We start from the raw sequence: 19117 nt of genomic DNA on the forward strand, positions 1-19117 counted from the left end.
GCGCCGGCAGATGGCGCCCGTGCCGGGTGCCACCGCCGCGGTCGACCCTGCCTGATGCCACTCGAACGCCTTGCCTTCCACGGCCTGCGCAACCTGCAGGCCGTGGACCTGAGCCCGGGTCCCCGTATCAACCTCTTCACCGGGGCCAACGGCAGCGGCAAGACCAGCCTGCTGGAGGGGATTCATGTCCTCGGCATGGGGCGCTCCTTCCGCGCCCGTCAGCTGCGTCATGCCATCGCTCACGATGCCGACGCCGTGACGTTGCACGGCCGCCTGTCCGGCGATCCGGCGATGACCATCGGCATACGCCGTCTCCGCGAGGGCGGCGAGCTGGAGATGCGCCTGGCGGGTGAGCGTCTGGAACGCGTCTCGCGTCTGGTGGAGACCCTGCCGCTGCAGCTGATCAACCCTGACGCCTTTCGTCTCCTGGAGGGGCCGCCGGTCGGGCGGCGCGAGTTTCTCGACTGGGGCGTGTTTCACGTGAAACATGGCTTTCTCGATGTCTGGCGGCGCTTTCGCCGCGCGCTGAAACATCGGAATGCCCTTCTCAGGCATGGTAGAATGACAGATGCTTCCCTGGATGCCTGGGAACAGGAACTGGTGCACTGGGGCGACCGGCTGGACAACATGCGTCGCGAATGGGTCGAGAGGTTCCTGCCGGTGTTCGAGGACACGCTGGCCGAGCTGATCACGCTGCCCGGGCTGACGCTGCGCTATGCGCGCGGCTGGGACCGCAAGCGTGAGCTGGCGGACATTCTTCGCCACGCCCGAGACACCGACCGACAGATGGGCTTTACCCAGCAGGGTCCGCAGCGGGCAGAGCTGGGTATCCGCCTCGGCAAGCGCCCGGCGGTGGAAGTGCTCTCCCGCGGACAGCAGAAGCTGGTGGTGAGTGCCCTGAAACTGGCCCAGGGGCGCCTGCTCGAGCAGGCCACCGGCCGCACCTGCATCTACCTGATCGACGACCTCCCTGCCGAGCTGGACAGCGAGCATCGCCGGGTGTTCTGCGGCTGGCTGGAGCGCATGCGCTGCCAGGTGTTCATCACCAGCGTCGATCCCGATGCCCTGATGGGCCTCTGGCAGCCGGATACCCAGGTGGCGATGTTCCACGTGAAACATTCCGAATCGGGGCAGGGACAGCTGCTGCCAATGGACAGACAGACTTCATGACGGAGTAGTCAATGAGCGAACAGGCTTACGACTCAACGAGCATCAAGGTCCTCAAGGGGCTGGATGCCGTACGCAAGCGGCCGGGCATGTACATCGGCGATACCGACGACGGCACCGGCCTGCACCACATGGTGTTCGAACTGGTGGACAACTCCATCGATGAAGCCCTGGCCGGGCACTGCAGCGAGATCCGGGTCATCATCCACCCCGACGAGTCGGTGACCGTGACCGACAACGGCCGTGGCGTGCCGACCGATCTCCACGAGGGGGAGGGCGTCTCGGCGGCCGAGGTGATCATGACGGTGCTGCATGCCGGCGGCAAGTTTGATGACAACTCCTACAAGGTGTCCGGTGGCCTGCACGGCGTGGGGGTCTCCGTCGTCAATGCGCTGTCCGAGGAGCTGAAGCTGACCATCTGGCGTGCGGGCCAGGTGCACGAACAGGTCTATCATCATGGTGTACCCGACGCACCGCTGGCGGTGGTGGGCAAGACGGAGAAGAGCGGGACCCGCGTGCACTTCCGTCCCTCGACCGAGACCTTCCACAACATCGAGTTCCACTACGACATCCTGGCCAAGCGTCTCAGGGAGCTCTCCTTCCTCAATTCCGGCGTGGCCATCCGGCTGATGGATGAGCGGAGCGGAAAGGAGGAGCTGTTCCACTACGAGGGTGGCCTCAAGGCCTTCGTCAACCACCTGAACACCAACAAGACGGTGCTCAATCCGGTATTCCACTTCAATGCCGAACGCGAGGATGGCGTCGGTGTGGAGGTGGCGATGCAGTGGAACGATACCTTCTCCGAGAACATCTTCTGCTACACCAACAACATCCCGCAGCGGGATGGCGGTACGCACCTGGCCGGCTTCCGCGCGGCCCTCACCCGCTCGCTGAATCACTATATCGAGGCCGAGGGGCTGCTCAAGAAGGCCAAGGTCAACACCTCCGGTGATGATGCCCGCGAGGGACTGACCGCGATCATCTCCGTGAAGGTGCCGGATCCCAAGTTCTCCGCCCAGACCAAGGACAAGCTGGTCTCCTCCGAGGTCAAGACCGCGGTAGAGCAGGAGATGGGCCGGTTGTTCTCGGAGTACCTGGTCGAGAAGCCCAACGAGGCCAAGGCCATCGTCAACAAGATGCTGGATGCGGCCCGGGCCCGTGAGGCGGCGCGCAAGGCGCGTGACATGACTCGCCGCAAGGGAGCCCTGGATATCGCGGGCCTGCCCGGCAAGCTGGCCGACTGTCAGGAGAAGGACCCCAGCCTCTCCGAGCTCTTCCTCGTCGAGGGTGACTCGGCCGGTGGCAGTGCCAAGCAGGGACGTGATCGACGCACCCAGGCGATCCTGCCGCTCAAGGGCAAGATCCTCAACGTCGAGAAGGCGCGCTTCGACAAGATGCTCTCCTCGGCCGAGGTCGGCACCCTGATCACTGCCCTGGGCTGCGGTATCGGCCGGGAGGAGTTCGATCCCGACAAGCTACGCTATCACTCCATCATCATCATGACCGATGCCGACGTGGACGGTTCGCACATCCGAACCCTGCTGTTGACCTTCTTCTTCCGCCAGATGTCGCAGCTCATCGAGCGTGGTCATGTCTTCATCGCCCAGCCGCCGCTCTACAAGATCAAGCGCGGCAAGCAGGAGCTCTATCTCAAGGACGAGCAGGCGATGATCGATTACCTGACGACGACGGCGCTCGATGGCGCCCGCCTGCATGTCAACGCGGATGCGCCTGGCATCGGCGGCGCCCAGCTGGAAGCCCTCGTCAACCAGTATCGCGACGTGATGAAACGCATCGATCGCCTGTCGCGCGTCTACCCCAATGTGGTGCTGCGCAAGATCGTCCATGCGGCGCATCTCGACGGTGAGCAGAGCCTGCGAGATCGCGTCACCATGCAGAACTGGATCGAGTTCCTGCAGGCCGAGATGGATGCGCTGGTCTCCTACGAGGGTGGACCGCGCTATACCTTCCGCCTCGAGGAGGAGGGCGAACGTGGCGTCTTCCTTCCGGCGGTGTCGCTGACTGCGCATGGCGTCACCACCGACTATGTCTGGGGCATCGAGTTCTTCACCAGTGCCGACTATCGCGCCATGGCAAGCCTCGGCGAGACGCTGGACGGCCTGATGGAGGAGGGCAGCCATGTGGCCCGCGGCGAGCGACAGAAGCCCGTCGCGACCTTCTATGATGCCCTGGAGTGGCTGATGGCCGAGGCCCAGCGTGGCCTCTCCATTCAGCGCTACAAGGGGCTGGGTGAGATGAACCCGGACCAGCTCTGGGAGACGACCATGAACCCTGATACCCGTCGCATGCTGCGGGTATCCATCGAGGACGCGGTCGCCGCCGACATGATGTTCAACACCCTGATGGGTGACGAGGTCGAGCCAAGGCGCGACTTCATCGAACGCTACGCCCTGGTGGCCAACCTGGATATCTGATGGCCGAGACGGCATGTTCCACGTGAAACATCGCACTGCCTGAAGTGACAGCAGAATGACAAGGCCGGCCATCGAGGCCGGCCTTGTCGCGTTCAGCGCTCTCTATCGGAATGGACTGGCTTGCGCGTCGTTGGCGCCTCCCTCCCGGGCCAGCAGCCACTCCACGAAGGCGGCCAGGTCATCGAAGATCATTGCGCCTTCGAGGCCTTCTCCCTTTTCCTCCGTCCGGCGTCCCTTGCCGGTTCGCACCAGTACCGGCCGGCACCCCATCGGCTCACCGGCCTGAAGGTCGCGGAGGCTGTCACCGACCATCCAGCTGCCTTCAAGGCTGTCCAGCGCCAAAGCCTCCCGAATCTCTTCAAGCAGCCCGGGCGATGGCTTGCGACATGCACAGCCATCACCCGGGCCATGGGGACAGTGGGCGATATGGGCAATCTCCCCGCCGGCCTCTTGCACCAGCTCGCGGAGTCGAACGTGTATGGCCTCCAGCATCTCCACGCCGTAGTAGCCGCGGGCTATGCCGGACTGGTTGGTGGCAACGGCCACCGTCCAGCCGTCACGGGTGAGCCTGGCGATGGCCTCGATGGCGGTGGGGAAGGGGATCCATTCTTCCAGAGACTTCACGTACTCGTCGGAGTCCTGGTTGATGACACCATCGCGGTCGAGGATCACGAGCCGTTCGGCTGCGGGCATGGTGGCAATCTCCTGAGGTGGGTAGTCTTTGAGCGGAAGTGTTTCACGTGGAACATCTGATGCCAAGCCGCCAAGCCGCCAAGCCGCCAAGCCGCCAAGCCGCCAAGCCGCCAAGCCGCCAAGCCGCCAAGCCGCCAAGATCGAGCTCTCGTCCATCTGCTCCTGCTGGTCTCGTTGGGGTGTTTCACGTGGAACAGCAAATATCAGGCATGAAAAAGGCCGGCGATTGCTCGCCGGCCTCGCTGTCACCTCAAACTCGCGTTACTGCTGGAGCAGGGCGATATCCGCCACCTCCAGGAAGAGGGCCTGAAGGCCGGCGAGCAGGGCCAGGCGGTTGCGGCGCACGGCCGGATCCTCGGCCATGACCATGACCTGGTCGAAGAAGGTGTCAACCGGTGCGCGCAGGCCGGCCAGGACGTCCAGTGCCTCGCTGTAGCGAGCCTCGGCGAAGAGCGGCATTACCGCCCGGCGGCTCGATGCCAGGGCCTCGTAGAGCGCCTTCTCGGCGGCTTCCTGGAGGAGACCGGCTTCTACCTCGGTGGTGCCATCGTGCTGTTGCTTGCTGAGGATGTTGGAGACGCGCTTGTTGGCGGCGGCCAGGGCCGCGGCTTCCTCGCGGCGAGAGAAGCCCTGGACGGCGCGCAGGCGGCGCGCGAAGTCGAGGGGCTGGGTCACCGGGCGGGCCCGCACGGCGAGGTAGACCTCGGTATCGATGCCCTCGTCGCGTGCCCAGGCGCGGAAGCGGTCGAGCATGTAGGTGAGCACCTCATCCACCAGCCCTTCGGCGTAAGGTAGCTCCTGGTGCTGCGCCGCGGCCAGTTCCAGCAACTCCCTCAGGTCGAGGGCAAGCTTGCCCTTGACCAGGATGTTGATCACGCCGATGGCGGCGCGGCGCAGGGCGAAGGGATCCTTGGTGCCGCTGGGGCGCTGGCCGATACCGAAGATGCCGGTCAGGGTGTCGAGGCGATCGGCCAGTGCCAGTGCCAGGCCGGTGCGGGTCTGGGGGATCGCATCGCTGGCGAAGCGGGGCAGGTACTGCTCCTCGAGGGCCTGGGCCACCTCGGCAGCCTCGCCGTCGTTCACGGCATAGTAGCGGCCCATGATGCCCTGGAGTTCCGGGAACTCGAGGACCATCTCGGTGACCAGGTCGCACTTGCCGAGCTCCGCGGCGCGACGTGCCTGGGCCACGTCACCGTCGATGCGGCCGGCGATGAAGGCCGCCACGGCGGCGCTGCGATGGGCCTTGTCGGCCAGGCTGCCGAGCTTCTTCTGGAACACCACGCCGGCCAGTTCTGGGGCCCGGTCGGCCAGCGTTCGCCGGCGGTCGGTGTCGTAGAAGAAGGCGGCATCGGCCAGGCGGGGGCGGATCACCTTCTCGTTGCCTTGGATCACCTGCTCCGGTTCGTGGCTGTCGATGTTGGCGATAGTGATGAACAGCGGCTTGAGGTGGCCCTCCTGGTCGAGTAGGTGGAAGTACTTCTGGTTGGCCTTCATGGACGAGATCAGGCACTCGGCGGGCACCTCGAGGAAGCGCGCATCGAAGCTGCCGGTCAGGGCCACGGGCCACTCCACCAGGCCGCTCACCTCGACGAGCAGTTCCTCGTCGATCACCGCCGTGGCGTCCTGGACCTCGGCCTCGGCCAGCACCTGCTCGCGGATGCGCTCGCGTCGCTTGTCGCGGTCGGCCAGCACCCAGGCCTGTTCCAGGGCGCCGAGGTAGTCGTCGGCGTGGGCCAGCTCGATGGGTGCCGGCGCATGGAAACGGTGGCCGCGGGTGGCGCGTCCTGCCTGCAGGCCCAGGGCGCTTGCCTCGACGACCTCGTTGCCATAGAGCATGACAAGCCAGTGGACGGGACGGGAGAACTCCACCCGCGAGGCGCCCCAGCGCATGTTCTTGGGCACCGGCAGGGCGCCGATGGCCTGTTCGACGATGGCGGGGAGCAGGGCCGTGGTGGCCTCGCCCTGCTGCTGCTCGCGATACCCCAGCCAGGTGCCCTTGTCGGTCTCCAGGTGGATCAGGTCATCCACGCCGACGCCGCAGGAGCGCGCGAAGCCCTCGGCGGCGCGTGTCGGTTGGCCTTCCTTGAAGGCGGCGGCCAGGGCGGGACCACGACGCTCGACCTCGCGGTCGGGCTGCTTGTCGGCCAGCTCGCGCACTTGGACGGCCAGGCGTCGCGGGCCGCCATGGGCGAGGACCTCGCCGAAGTCGATGTCGGCCTCGACGAGACCCCGGCGGAGGCCCTCGGCAAGGGCGTCGGAGAGGTCATCGATGGCGCCCGGTGGCAGCTCCTCGACGCCCAGTTCGACCAGTAGGGTATTGGCAGCCATCAAGCGTCTCCCTGTTCGGCAAGCAGTTCGCGGCGCAAGGCTTCGGGGGCCAGCGGGAAGCCGGCGGCCTTGCGCGAGTCAAAGTAGGCCTGGGCCACGTCGCGGGCCATGGTGCGCACGCGCAGGATGTAGCGCTGGCGTTCGGTCACCGAGATGGCGTGGCGGGCATCCAGCAGGTTGAAGGTGTGCGATGCCTTGAGCACCTGTTCGTAGGCGGGCAGTGGCAGGCCGGCCGCCAGCAGCTTGGTGCACTCGCGCTCCTGGTGGTCGAAGGAGGCAAAGAGGAAGTCAACGTCGGCGTGCTCGAAGTTGTAGGCCGACTGCTCGCGTTCGTTCTGCAGGTAGACGTCGCCATAGGTGACGCGGCTGCCATCCGGTGCCACCGTCCAGACCAGGTCGTAGACGCTGTCGACATCCTGCAGGTACATGGCGATCCGCTCCAGGCCGTAGGTGAGCTCGCCGGTGACCGGGTAGCACTCCAGGCCCCCGGCCTGCTGGAAGTAGGTGAACTGGGTCACCTCCATGCCGTTGAGCCAGACCTCCCAGCCCAGGCCCCAGGCGCCGAGGGTGGGCGACTCCCAGTTGTCCTCGACGAAGCGGATGTCATGGACCAGCGGGTCGAGCCCCAGGTGCTTCAGGGACCCCAGGTAGCGCTCCTGCAGGTCGGCGGGGGAGGGTTTCATCACCACCTGGAACTGGTAGTAGTGCTGCAGGCGGTTGGGGTTCTCGCCGTAGCGGCCATCGGTGGGGCGTCGGGAAGGCTGCACGTAGGCCGCGTTCCAGGTCTCGGGGCCGATGGAGCGCAGGAAGGTGGCGGTGTGGAAGGTGCCGGCGCCCACCTCCATGTCCAGGGGCTGGAGGATCACGCAGCCCTGGTCGGCCCAGTACTGCTGCAGGGCGAGGATCAGGCCCTGGAAGGTTGTCACGTCTGGCGTCGACTGTGTCATTGGAAGCACCGTTGGCCATGAATTCACGAGCCGTCAAGTATACAATCACCGGAAGATCGGTTATAGGCGCAGGCCCGGAGACGAGAGGATTCCCATGATCGTAGTGACAGGCGGGGCCGGCTTCATCGGCTCGAATCTGGTCAAGGCACTCAATGCCCGCGGCCGTGACGATGTGCTGGTGGTCGACGACCTCAGCGACGGTACCAAGTTCGTGAACCTGGCCGACTGCACCCTCGGCGACTACCTGGACAAGGAGGACTTCCTCGCCCGGGTGACGGCGGCGATGAATGGCGAGGCGTCACACCTGCCGCCCATCGAGGCCATTTTCCACGAGGGCGCCTGCTCGGACACCACCGAGTGGGACGGACGCTTCATGCTCGAGAACAACTTCGAGTACTCCAAGGTGCTGCTTCACTTCTGCCAGCGCGAGGGCATCCCTTTCCTCTACGCCTCCTCGGCGGCCACCTACGGGGGCAGCGAGGTGTTCTTCGAGGCCCCCGAGCACGAGAAGCCGCTCAACGTCTACGGCTACTCCAAGCTGCTGTTCGACCAGTACGTGCGTGCTCGCCACGACGACTTCACCAGCCAGGTGGTGGGTTTCCGCTACTTCAACGTCTACGGGCCCCGGGAACAGCACAAGGGCAAGATGGCCAGCGTCGCCTACCATCACCATACCCAGATCAGCGCCGGCCAGAACGTGAAGCTCTTCGGTGCCTGGGATGGCTATGAGGCCGGCATGCAGAGCCGCGACTTCATCTATGTGGGCGACGTGGTGGACGTCAACCTCTGGTTCCTGGATCACCCCGAGGCCTCCGGCATCTTCAATCTGGGCACCGGCCGCGCCGAGCCCTTCAAGGCCATCGGCGAGACCGTGGTCGACTACTATGGCCGCGGCAGGATCGAGTACATCGATTTTCCCGAGGAGCTGAAGGGCCGCTACCAGAGCTATACGCGCGCCGACATCAGCCGCCTGCGCGAGGCCGGCTACGATCGCGAGTTCCGTACCGTGGCCCAGGGGGTACGCGACTACCTGGAGTGGCTGAATGGCTGAGGCCCGGCAGATACCGGCCTCATGGAAGCCACGCATCCTGGTGGTGGGGCCTTCCTGGGTCGGCGACATGGTCATGGCGCAGAGCCTCTTCAAGACCCTGAAGGCGAGGCAGCCGGGCAGCCGGATCACCGTGGTGGCCCCTGCCTGGTCACGGCCGATCCTCGAGCGGATGGACGAGGTCGACGAGGTGGCCAGCCTCGAGGTAGGGCATGGGCAGTTCGGCCTGGCCACACGGCGGCGGCTTGCCCGTTCCCTGCAAGGACGCTTCGACCATGCCATCGTCCTGCCACGCTCCTGGAAGTCGGCGCTGGTGCCCTTCCTGGCGCGTATCCCCCTGCGTACCGGCTTTACCGGCGAACAGCGCCTCTGGCTGCTCAATGACCGCCGGCGGCTCGACAAGGCGGTGCTGGACCAGACCGTGAAGCGCTTCGTGGCCCTGGGCCTGCCGGTGGAGGAAGCGGCTCGGGGCGACTTCCCCATTCCCCGGCCCCGGCTGCGCCTGGACACCGAGAACCTGGTGGAGCGCCGCGTCGACCTGGGACTCTCGTCGCGCCCTGCCATCGGCATGATGCCGGGGGCAGAATATGGTCCCGCCAAGCAGTGGCCGCTCGCGTATTTTCGGGAACTGGCGAGATCACTGGTGGTGGAGGGATTCGAGGTGCGCGTGCTGGGAGGCCCCAAGGACGTGGATGCCGGCGAGGTGATCGCCGATGCGCTGCCCCACACCCACAACCTCTGTGGAAGGACGCGGCTGGCGGATGCCGTCGACCTGCTCGGTGACTGCCAGCAGGTCGTGACCAACGACTCCGGGCTGATGCATGTGGCGGCCGCGGTAGGGACCCGGGTGCAGGCCATCTATGGTTCGTCATCGCCTGCCTATACGCCGCCGTTGACCGAGAATGCCGAGGTGCACTACCTCGCCCTCGACTGCTCGCCCTGCTTCCGGCGCACCTGCCCGCTGGGGCACACCAACTGCCTGAAGCAGCTCAAGCCCGAACGGGTCCTGCAGGCGATGCTGGCGACCGCCGGCTAGGGCAGTTCCTCGGGTGCCTCTGGTGTCTGGTCCTCGGGGGTCTCGACGACCTGCTCGACGACCGGTTCGGGAGGGGGTGGCGGGGCTTGCGGCGGCGCCAGGCCTTCCCACAGGCGCTCCTGGAGGGCCGTCTCCTCGCGCAGATGGGTATTGAGGGTGTCCAGCCCGTGCTCCTCGATCAGGGTCGGTTCACCGGAGAGCAGCGACACGCCCAGTCCCGCACGATGCCAGTCGATGACGAACCCCATGGCCTCGAGCACCGTGGGCAGGACATCCATGGTCGATGCCTCGACCTTGAGCCGGCGCGGCTCGAGCTGATCCCCCAGCAGCATGAAGGTATTGTCTCGCTTGCCGGCGACCAGCTGCTCCCAGGCAGAGACGCGCATGGTCAGGTGGTCACTGGCGACCACCACCAGGGTGTTCTCCAGCAGGCCTTCATCCTCGAGTCGCTCGACCAGCCGGCGCGCCAGCCAGGCCGAGCATTCCACCGAATAGAGGATGTCCACGCCGTCGAACTCGCCCTGACGCTCCCGGCAGTCGCGAGCCGGATAGCCATTGGGGGCATGGCCGGTGATGCTCAGGTTGACCAGTCCCCAGGGGGCGTCCTGCCGTTCCAGCCGGCGGATCTCCTCGACGGTGAGGTCATAGAGCGTATCGTCATACAGGCCCCAGCTGTTCACGTAGTCGGGCTCCTCGAGCCGTGGCTCCAGCTCTTCCCGTCCCAGTATCCTGTCGAAGCCGTGGTCCCGGTAGAAGACCCCCTTGCCGGCGAAGCGGGTGCTGGCCCCGCCCATGTAGGACAGCTTATAGCCATGGGCGGCGAGCAGGTCGCCCAGGCAGTCGACGCCCGGCACTACCTTGCCGAGGGGCTCGAACTGGCTGTCATGCAGCAGGCCGGCCGGCATCAGTGGCGTGCCGCACTGGCTGGCAATCATGCCGGCCATGGTCCAGCCGGTGTTGTCGACCTGGCGGACCCCCTCGAAGACCACGGCCTTCTCCCCCAGGGTCTCCAGGTGGGCATAGGCATCCCCGAAGCGTTCCCGGTCGGCGTAGGTGCGCTCGATGCTCTCCAGGTAGAGCAGCAGCAGGTTGGGCGGGTCGCGAGGTGCCTCGAGGATGACCGGCTCGACGTACTGGCGCTCCAGCCAGGCGCCATCCTCGGTGACGATGGCGGCGCCGCGTTGGCCGATGCCATAGAGCATGGGGTTGCCTACCAGCAGGGCCAGGGCCAGCAGGCGCTCCGCCAGTCGCCAGCGATGGTCGACCCGCACCAGCCAGGTGAAGGAGGCCAGCAACAGCAGCATGCTGAGGGTATAGAGCAGGGCAGCGCCGATGCGATCACCGCCGCCATGCTCTTCCATGCCGGCCTGGAGGTGAAAGAATACCGCCCCGAGATCGACCATGCCGAAACTGTTGGCCAGGTAGACGTAGAGCCCCCACAGGGCGATCGGGAACAGCGACCAGGGCCAGATCCTGCGCACGGGGCGAGGGTGTGATGGCGCGCCCCAGCGCCACCAGCGGGCCACCAGCAGCCACCCCACGGTGATCGGGACCATGCTCCAGAGCGGAATGCGGGGCAGCGCGGCCACGGCAAACCCCAGCCACAACCCGATGACGATCAGGGCCCACCAGCGGGGCTGGCGAAGCGGGGGCGGCAGGAAACGGCTGGGCATGGTGGGAAACACTGAGGAGAATTCCCCTACAGCTTACCAAGGGACAGGAAGCGAAAGTACCAATGAGTCCTGGAGAGGCGTCCTACCGTCGCGGTGGCTACCCAGCCTGCCACATCCCCCCCGTTCCACCGACTGGTGGAACGGCACCGTGAGTTCGGCGCTTCGCGACCAGGCCGGTAGTAGCGCAGCATCCAGGAGATCAGGCCTGCCCCGAATGATCGGAACGCTCCTTCTCATAGAGCTCGTTGAGCTTGGCATACTTCATGTAGGCATGAAACGCGGTGGTCACGGCCACCGTCATCCCGTCGGCGCCCTGGAACAGGCCTCCCTTGAGGATCAGTTTCCTCAACAGGGCACTCAGTGCATGCCAGGTTGGGCGGCAGCGGGAAGGCTTCTTCCCCCGCTGCTTCATTGCCCAGGCATCCCGGCTCGAGAGCTGATCGATGCGGATGACCCAGTGGGAGAGGTCCCGGTAGGTGAAATGCCGGATATGGCCCTTCGTATCGAGGACCTGCGGTGCCTGAACGGAGGAGTGGGCCTTCTTTGGCAGGTAACCCGAAGTAGTGCGGTTGTAGAGTCGCGTCACCGGGTCCGGATAGAAGCCGGCTGCCTTGATCCAGTGTTGGCCGGCAAAATTGCGGCGGTTGAAGCGATACGCCTTGTCGGGATCCTCCAGTGGCAGTGACCGGATGGCGGCCACGGCATCCTCCTCGAGTCGTTCGTCGGCATCCAGGGCTAGGATCCAGTCGTTGCGCGCCCGGGGCACGGCAAAGGCCTTCTGGGGGCCGTCACCGAGGTAGGGCTGATAGATGACAGAGGCCCCCTCGCGCTCGGCGATCTCAACGGTGTCGTCCCGGCTGCCCGAATCCACGACGATGATCTCGTCACAGACGGGGCGCAGCGAGGCGATGCAGTCGGAGATGTTCTCCGCCTCATCGAGGGTGATGATGATTCCGGTGATCGGCATCATGGGGTCGTCTCGCTGGTCGGGAAGTGGCGAAGGTGGTCGGCGATCCGGCTCGCTGCGGCCTCCAGGTCGATGCTGTCCATGTCGCGCTCGCCGGCTCCGGGGGGCGGGCAGAAGGCCAGTCGGTGGGCCTCGGCATTGCAGGTCTGCCAGCGCAGTGGGGTGGCAGAGCGGCGGGACGGATAAAAGCCCGCGGTGGGGCGATCCAGGCAGCCGGCGATGTGCAGGGGACCGGTGGAGCCGGCGATGAACAGGTCGGTAGCCGACAGGCTGAGGGCGAAGTCATCGAGACCACGGCGGGGCGGCAGCAGGCCTGCCGTCACGCCTTCGCCGAGGAGTCGCCTCCGGAGTCGGTCGGCCGCGGCCTCCTCGCCGGGGCCGGCGGTCAGCACCCAGGCCGGGGCGGGACGACTCGCCTCGGCCAGCCGCGCCTCCACGCCCAGCACCAGGGCGGCATAGCGCTCGAGGGAGAGGTTCACGGCCGATCCGCCGCTGCCGGGATGCAGGAAGAGCCAGGGGCGCGAGCTGTCAAGGCCCAGCTCATCGGCAATGCGCTCCCGCTGCGCCTCGCGGGTCCCCTCGGGAAGCGGCCAGTAGGGCGGCTCGGGGCGTGCCGGCAGCGCGAGACCGAGCTCCCCCAGCAGGGCCTCGGCCAGTTCCATGTTGTAGAGGTACTCCGGCTTCTCGGAGCGGGACCTGCGCTGCACGATGCGTCGGTTGTAGAATAGCTGGGCCCACTTGGTGGCCGGGGCCAGGCGCAGGGGAATGCCGGCTCGCCAGCCCAGCCAGCCGATGCGCGGGGTGGAGAAGAGCGTCAAAAGGGCATCGAAGCGCGCCTCGCGCAGGCGCTGGAGCAGCGCCCGGCGCCCCGCTCGGCCGCCTGCGCCACCCGGGTCGATCAGCACCTCGTCGATCCAGGGACACTGCCTGGCCAGCGGCGCGGTGTAGGCGGGAACCAGCACGCTGACATGGGGCGCCGCGCCGAGGGCCTTGAGGCAGGCAAGTGCCGGCCAGGCGAGCATGAAATCCCCGAGCTTGTCGTTGCGAACCACCAGCAGGCGAGGGCGGTTACCGTCACCGCCGGCAGGACCAGGTGTCATCATCCGGGCTCCCGAGCCCCGTCACCGCAAAGGAGATCTCCTTGTCACGAAAGGTCATGCATATCTGTCTCTCGAACGGCTGGGGCGGACTGGAAATGTATTCGTCGCGGATTATACCCGAGCTTAGGCGACAGGGGGGGGAGGAGGCCCCACGGCCTGGCGCTGGCGGGTTCACGGGTTGCCGCCAGTCTTGCCATCCATGGCGAGACTGGCCGCTTCGCCGCCCCGATGATCCCCTGGCCTGGCGTGACGCCCTGGGAGAACTGGCGGGCGACGCCACGCTGAGGAAATGCCTGGGTCCGGCGGCTCGCCAAGAAGGTGAATGCTCACTTCGCCCTGAGCGTCCATGTGCAGGGGCTGGTGGAGGCTTATGCCGACGCCGGCACGGGAGCGTCATAGCCCCCACGGATGGCCGCCATGGCCTTGGAAGCGCCGAACTTCGCCAGCGAGCGTTCGAGACGCGCCAGGTTGTCGGCCTGCCAGGCGCCCTCGGGCCGCAGCCGGCAGCGGTCGAGGTCGATCAGCCACACCTTGCCCTGCGGATCGACCAGCAGGTTGCGGGCGTTGAGGTCCACGTGATCCAGGCCGGTATCATGGAAGCGCCGGATGGTGGTGCCGACGCGTGCCAGCAACGCGGTATCGGCATCGTCCCGCTGCAGGAGGTCTGCCAGGGCGCGGGCACCGGGGACGCGCTCGGTGATCAGGGCGGCTTCATAGGTGAGGCCATGGCGGGTCACACGAGCGGCGACCGGGCGAGGGACGGGCAGGCCGCGCGCATGCAGGCCGGCGGTCAGGCGACACTCGCGAAAGGCGCGGGTCCGCTCCAGGCCGGTCCACAGGTAGTAGTTGTCGCTGAGCCGGGCGATGAGGCCGCCGCGGCGATAGGGTCTTAGCACCCACTGGGCGCCTTCCTCGAAGGGGCTGGCATCCAGGAAGAGGCTGGCACCGCGACCGGGGGCCTCGCCGATGACCCGACCGGCGTCTCGCCAGCAGGCGGGATCGAAGGCGCATGGGGGAATGGGCGGCACCGTTTGTGGCGCCCGGCCGGCGTCACATAAACTGTCCGCATCATATAGAATGAAAATCTTTCCCGCTCGATACGTTGCCAACCGCATGAAGCATCCTCTGCCCGCCCGACCCCAGCATATCTGCGTACTGCGGCTCTCCGCCCTGGGCGATGTCTGTAACCTGGTGCCGACGGTGCGTGCCCTGCAGCGCCAGTGGCCCGAGGCGAGGCTCACCTGGATCATCGGCAAGGGCGAGCACAGTCTACTGGCGGGCCTCTCCGGGGTCGAGTTCGTCGTCTATGACAAGGCGACGGGACTTGCCGGCATGCGCGCCCTGTGGCGCGAACTGGCCGATACCCGCTTCGACCTGCTGCTGCACATGCAGCAGGCGCTGCGGGCCAGTGTGCTCTCCCTGGGGCTCAAGGCCGACGTGCGGGTGGGCTACGACAAGGCCCGGGCCAAGGATGCCCAGCACTGGTTCACCCAGCGCCACCTGGCGCCCCATCCCCGGGCCCATGTGCTGGAGTCGTACCTCGACTTCGCGCGCCTGCTGGGCGTCGAGGACCTCTCGCTGGCCTGGGACCTGCCGGTGCCCGGAGCGGCCGTCGAGGAGGCGCGGCAGATTATCGGAGAGTCGCCCTACCTGCTGATCAGCCCGTGCGCCAACCCGCGCCTGCGCAACTTCCGCAACTGGTCCGCCGAGGGATACGCGGCGGTGATCGAGCATGCCTGGCGCCAGCATGGCCTGAAGACGGTGCTCACCGGCGGTGGCAGCACCCAGGAGCGCCAGCTCGGCGAGCGCATCCAGGCCCTCTGTCCCGGTGGGGTGGTGATCGACGTCATCGGCGAGACCTCGCTCAAGGGCCTGCTGGCACTGATCCGGAAGAGCCGGGCGGTGATCGCCCCGGACTCGGGCCCGGTGCACATGGCCAATGCTCTGGGCGCCCCGGTGGTCGGGCTCTACGCCACCACCAACCCCGACCGGGCCGGCCCCTACCTGTGGCGCGACTTCGTGGTCGACCGCTATGCGGACGCCGCTCGCGCCTTCCTGCACAAGGAGCCAGCAGAACTCTCCTGGGGCCAGCGGGTCCGTCACCCCGATGCCATGTCGTTGATTCGTGCCGAGGACGTGATCGACCGCCTCGAGGCAGTGCTGGCCTCCCCCGAGACCCCAAAGGACACGGAGTTCCCCGATGAAGCTTGACCTGACCGCCCTGGAGCGCTCCCGCCTGCTGGTGGTGGGCGATGTCATGCTCGATCGCTACTGGCATGGCGGCACCTCGCGCATCTCCCCGGAGGCGCCGGTACCGGTGGTGCGGGTCGACGAGTCCGAGGACCGCCCCGGGGGGGCCGCCAACGTGGCCCTCAACATCGCGTCGCTAGGCGCCCATGCCGCCCTGGCCGGCCTGGTGGGCGACGACGACAATGCCGACCGGCTGGCCACCCGGCTGGAGGATGCTGGAGTGAGCACTCACTTCGACCGCAGCCCGGGTATCCCCACCATCACCAAGCTGAGGGTGATGAGCCGCAACCAGCAGCTGATCCGCCTGGACTTCGAGGAGGGCCTCGGCGACGTCGACACCACCGGGTTGCTGGCACGGGTCGAGGCGGCCCTGCCCGACTGCGACCTGGTGATTCTCTCCGACTACGGCAAGGGAACCCTGAACCAGGTCGAGGCACTGATCCGGCTGGTCAAGGCCGCCGGCAAGCGGGTGCTGGTGGACCCCAAGGGCAGCGACTTCAGCCGCTACCGCGGGGCCAGCGTGATCACTCCCAATCTGGGCGAGTTCGAGACCGTGGTCGGCCACTGCCGGGACGACGCCGAGCTCGCCGCCAGGGGCGAAGCGCTGCGCGCTGAGCTGGAGCTGGAGGCGCTGCTGATCACCCGCAGCGAGAAGGGGATGACACTGATTCGCGAGGGACACGAGCCGCTGAACCTGCCTACCCGGGCCCGCGAGGTCTTCGATGTCACCGGGGCGGGCGATACCGTGATCGGCGTGCTCGGCCTGGCGCTGGCGGCCGGGCACGGCTTCGCCGAGGCGATGACCCTGGCCAACCTGGCCGCCGGCCTGGTGGTGGCCAAGCCCGGCACCGCGACCCTCTCCATTGCCGAGCTCTATACCGCCCTGCACGGCGACAAGCTGGCCGAGTTCGGGGTGATCGAGGAGCCGGCGCTGATCGAGGCGGTGCGTGCCGCCCAGGCCCGCGGCGAGCGGGTGGTGATGACCAATGGCTGCTTCGACATCCTGCATGCCGGCCACGTCGCCTACCTGGAGCAGGCCCGCCGCCTCGGCGACCGGCTGGTGGTGGCAGTCAACGACGATGCCTCCATCGGCCGCCTCAAGGGCCCCAAGCGTCCCATCAATCCCCTGGCGCGGCGCATGCAGGTGCTGGCCGGCCTGGGCGCCGTCGACTGGGTGGTGCCCTTCGGCGAGGACACCCCTCAGCGGCTGATCGAGGCGGTGCTGCCCGACGTGCTGGTCAAGGGCGGTGACTATCGTCCCGAGGAGATCGCCGGCGGCGCGGCCGTCCGCGAGGCGGGCGGCGAGGTCAGGGTGCTGGGCTTCGAGGATGGCGTCTCCACCACGGCGATGATCTCCACCATCCTCGACCGCGAGACATGATGTCGGTGTCTCGCCCCTGGATCCGTCGGGGCTATGCGGCGGTCCTCTATCTGCTCGCGCCGCTGATCTGGCGACGCGTCTGGCGCGAGCAGCTGCCCGGGCGGCCGCGCAGCGAGCGGCTGGGCCTTATCCCGTCCGTCGGCCAGGGGGAACGTACCCTCTGGCTGCACTGCGCCTCGGTGGGTGAGGTGCAGGCCGCCCGACCCTTGATCGAGGCGCTGCGGCAACGCTGGCCCGGTCACCGCCTGGTCATCACCACCATGACCGCGACCGGGGCGGAACGGGTGCTGGCGCTGGCAGGAAGCCGCCAGGATTCGGGAGCTGTCGCCGAAGTGAACCATCACTTCGTGCCGCTGGATTTCCCCGGCGCGGCCCGCCGCTTCGTCGCCCGCTTGCGCCCCGAACTCGCCATCTTCTTCGAGACCGAGCTCTGGCCCAACCTGCTGGCTGCCTGCGACCGGTCGGGCGTGCCGGTGGCGGTGGTCAACGGCCGCCTCTCGCCCCGCGCCTGGCGGGGTTATTGCCGCCTGCGCCCCCTGATGGCGGAGGCCCTGAGCCATGTGGCCTGGCTGGCGGCCAAGTCCGAGGCCGATGCCCGGCGCTACGCCGATCTGGGCATGGCGCCGGCACGCACCACGGTGGTGGGCTCTCTGAAGTTCGATATCGGCACCGGCGGCGAGGCCCGGGAGGTGAGTGATCGCTTGCGTACCCGGCTCGGCAGCCGGCCGGTCTGGGTGGCCGGCTCCACCCATCCCGGCGAGGACGAGCAGGTGCTGGCCGCCCATGCCCGCCTGCGCGAGCGGCTTCCCGATGCGTTGCTGGTCCTGGTGCCCCGCCATCCCCGCCGCTTCGACGCCGTGGCCGCGCTGTGCCGCCAGGAGGGCCTGACGCTGGCGCGCCGCTCGCGCGACGAGTGGCCCCAGGACGACACGGCGGTCTACCTGGGTGACTCCATGGGGGAGTTGCTGACGTTCTATGGCGCGGTCGACCTGGCCTTCGTCGGTGGCAGCCTGGTGCCTATCGGCGGGCACAATCTGCTGGAGCCGGCCGCCCTGGGCACGCCGGTCCTTTCCGGGCCGGCGCTGGCCAACTTCGAGGACGTGGCCGAGGTAATGCGCGGCGCCGGGGCCCTGGTGGAGGTCGATGACGCCGAGACGCTCACCGCGGAACTGCTGCGCCTGTTCGACGACCGGGAGGAGCGGCACCGCCTCGCCGAGGCCGGCCGCGCCGTGGTCGCGGCCAACCGGGGCGCCCTCGCGCGCACCCTGGCGGGCCTGGAAGGGCTCATGCAGGCGGAGTGAGCGTTCACTTCGGAATGAGGAGTCAGGCGGGAAGCAGGCGCTCCACGCCCTTCTCGGTCCCCAGCAGCAGCACATCGGCACCGCGCGCCGCGAAAAGGCCGTTGGTGACCACGCCGACGATGGCATTGAGCCGTGCCTCCATGGCCACCGGGTCGTCGATCATGAACTCGAAGCAGTCGATGATCTGGTTGCCGTTGTCGGTGACCACCCCCTGGCGATAGACCGGATCCGCCCCCAGCCTGACCAGTTCCCGGGCCACGTAGGAGCGAGCCATGGGGATCACCTCCACCGGCAGCGGAAAGTTCCCCAGCCGCTCGACCCTCTTGGAGGCGTCGGCGATGCAGATGAAGCGTTCGGCACAGGCGGCGACGATCTTCTCTCGTGTCAAGGCCGCACCGCCCCCCTTGATCATGTGAAGGTGAGCGTTCACTTCGTCGGCGCCATCGATGTAGAAGGGCACGGTGCCGGCCTCGTTGAGCTCGAAGACCTCGATACCGTGGCCACGCAGGCGCTCGGCGCTGGCCTCGGAGCTGGCCACGGCACCGCGGAAGTCATGGCGCAGGGCCGCCAGCCGGTCGATGAAGCGGTTCGCGGTGGAGCCGGTACCGATGCCGAGGATGGTGTCGCGCTCGAGGCGGGGGCGGATCTCGTCGATGGCCGCGGCCGCCACGGCGTCCTTGAGTTCGTCCTGGGTCATGTCGTGCTCGCTGTCGGGTGGATGGCGAATGCCGCGCCATTATAGGCGATGCCGGTGGCGGGTGCTGGACGCCATGGCCGCCGCAATGCTACCA

The 19117-nt window shown here is 67.4% G+C and carries 15 protein-coding genes; 7 read left to right on the forward strand and 8 right to left on the reverse strand.

Annotated features, from left to right (window positions below):
• Positions 1 to 54: 54 nt before the first annotated feature.
• Both recF and gyrB read left to right on the forward strand, forming a co-directional pair.
• Complete coding sequence (gene recF, locus QLQ86_RS00805) at positions 55 to 1170, forward strand: DNA replication/repair protein RecF (RefSeq protein ID WP_282815614.1); 1116 nt, start codon at positions 55 to 57, stop codon at positions 1168 to 1170.
• A gap of 11 nt (positions 1171 to 1181) precedes the next feature.
• A complete protein-coding gene (gyrB, locus tag QLQ86_RS00810) occupies positions 1182 to 3602 on the forward strand; it encodes a DNA topoisomerase (ATP-hydrolyzing) subunit B (RefSeq protein ID WP_282733907.1) in 2421 nt (806 codons plus the stop codon).
• Between the two features lie 102 nt (positions 3603 to 3704).
• Here the strand turns inward: gyrB and gmhB are convergent, their stop codons facing one another.
• The 3 genes from gmhB to glyQ all read right to left on the reverse strand — a co-directional run bounded on the left by gmhB (position 3705) and on the right by glyQ (position 7570).
• Positions 3705 to 4295, reverse strand: coding sequence for a D-glycero-beta-D-manno-heptose 1,7-bisphosphate 7-phosphatase (gene gmhB / locus QLQ86_RS00815; RefSeq protein WP_282733906.1), 591 nt, complete (start codon positions 4293 to 4295; stop codon positions 3705 to 3707).
• A 261-nt stretch (positions 4296 to 4556) separates the two neighbouring features.
• On the reverse strand, positions 4557 to 6623 hold the full coding sequence (gene glyS / locus QLQ86_RS00820) for a glycine--tRNA ligase subunit beta (protein ID WP_282733905.1): 2067 nt from the start codon (positions 6621 to 6623) through the stop codon (positions 4557 to 4559).
• Positions 6623 to 7570 (reverse strand): glycine--tRNA ligase subunit alpha, encoded by a 948-nt coding sequence (gene glyQ / locus QLQ86_RS00825; RefSeq protein WP_282815615.1) that lies wholly within the window; start codon positions 7568 to 7570, stop codon positions 6623 to 6625. The genes glyS and glyQ overlap by 1 nt, the downstream gene beginning before the upstream one ends.
• A gap of 94 nt (positions 7571 to 7664) precedes the next feature.
• On the opposite strand from glyQ, the gene rfaD reads away from it, so the two are divergent.
• The gene (gene rfaD, locus QLQ86_RS00830) at positions 7665 to 8621 is read left to right on the forward strand and encodes an ADP-glyceromanno-heptose 6-epimerase (protein WP_282733903.1); all 957 of its coding nucleotides are present in this window, start codon (positions 7665 to 7667) and stop codon (positions 8619 to 8621) included.
• On the forward strand, positions 8614 to 9654 hold the full coding sequence (gene waaF / locus QLQ86_RS00835) for a lipopolysaccharide heptosyltransferase II (RefSeq protein WP_282733902.1): 1041 nt from the start codon (positions 8614 to 8616) through the stop codon (positions 9652 to 9654). Before rfaD ends, waaF begins: the two co-directional genes overlap by 8 nt.
• Here waaF and QLQ86_RS00840 read toward each other — a convergent pair.
• The 4 genes from QLQ86_RS00840 to QLQ86_RS00855 form a co-directional block, all read right to left on the reverse strand.
• The gene (locus tag QLQ86_RS00840) at positions 9651 to 11327 is read right to left on the reverse strand and encodes a sulfatase-like hydrolase/transferase (protein ID WP_282733901.1); all 1677 of its coding nucleotides are present in this window, start codon (positions 11325 to 11327) and stop codon (positions 9651 to 9653) included. The two genes, waaF and QLQ86_RS00840, sit on opposite strands and share 4 nt — an antisense overlap.
• 199 nt (positions 11328 to 11526) lie before the next feature.
• Positions 11527 to 12297 carry a glycosyltransferase family 2 protein gene (locus tag QLQ86_RS00845; protein ID WP_282815616.1) on the reverse strand — a complete coding sequence of 257 codons (771 nt, stop codon included), beginning with the start codon at positions 12295 to 12297 and terminating at the stop codon, positions 11527 to 11529.
• Positions 12294 to 13394, reverse strand: a complete 1101-nt coding sequence (locus QLQ86_RS00850; RefSeq protein ID WP_282815617.1) for a glycosyltransferase family 9 protein — start codon at positions 13392 to 13394, stop codon at positions 12294 to 12296. The genes QLQ86_RS00845 and QLQ86_RS00850 overlap by 4 nt, the downstream gene beginning before the upstream one ends.
• Before the next feature lie 368 nt (positions 13395 to 13762).
• A complete protein-coding gene (locus QLQ86_RS00855) occupies positions 13763 to 14509 on the reverse strand; it encodes a 3-deoxy-D-manno-octulosonic acid kinase (RefSeq protein ID WP_282815618.1) in 747 nt (248 codons plus the stop codon).
• On the opposite strand from QLQ86_RS00855, the gene QLQ86_RS00860 reads away from it, so the two are divergent.
• Genes QLQ86_RS00860 through waaA form a run of 3 tightly spaced genes read left to right on the forward strand, consistent with a single transcriptional unit; the run spans position 14508 to position 18326 of the window.
• Entirely contained in the window at positions 14508 to 15605 is a 1098-nt protein-coding gene (locus tag QLQ86_RS00860) for a glycosyltransferase family 9 protein (protein ID WP_282815619.1), read from the forward strand. The two genes, QLQ86_RS00855 and QLQ86_RS00860, sit on opposite strands and share 2 nt — an antisense overlap.
• Positions 15595 to 17025 carry a bifunctional D-glycero-beta-D-manno-heptose-7-phosphate kinase/D-glycero-beta-D-manno-heptose 1-phosphate adenylyltransferase HldE gene (gene hldE, locus QLQ86_RS00865; protein WP_282815620.1) on the forward strand — a complete coding sequence of 477 codons (1431 nt, stop codon included), beginning with the start codon at positions 15595 to 15597 and terminating at the stop codon, positions 17023 to 17025. The genes QLQ86_RS00860 and hldE overlap by 11 nt, the downstream gene beginning before the upstream one ends.
• The gene (waaA, locus tag QLQ86_RS00870) at positions 17025 to 18326 is read left to right on the forward strand and encodes a lipid IV(A) 3-deoxy-D-manno-octulosonic acid transferase (RefSeq protein WP_282733895.1); all 1302 of its coding nucleotides are present in this window, start codon (positions 17025 to 17027) and stop codon (positions 18324 to 18326) included. The genes hldE and waaA overlap by 1 nt, the downstream gene beginning before the upstream one ends.
• A 22-nt stretch (positions 18327 to 18348) precedes the next feature.
• Here waaA and rpiA read toward each other — a convergent pair whose 3' ends face one another.
• Entirely contained in the window at positions 18349 to 19023 is a 675-nt protein-coding gene (gene rpiA / locus QLQ86_RS00875) for a ribose-5-phosphate isomerase RpiA (protein WP_282815621.1), read from the reverse strand.
• Positions 19024 to 19117: the final 94 nt, after the last annotated feature.

It is taken from the genome of Halomonas rhizosphaerae, assembly GCF_030012485.1.
Classification (GTDB): Bacteria; Pseudomonadota; Gammaproteobacteria; order Pseudomonadales; family Halomonadaceae; genus Halomonas; species Halomonas rhizosphaerae.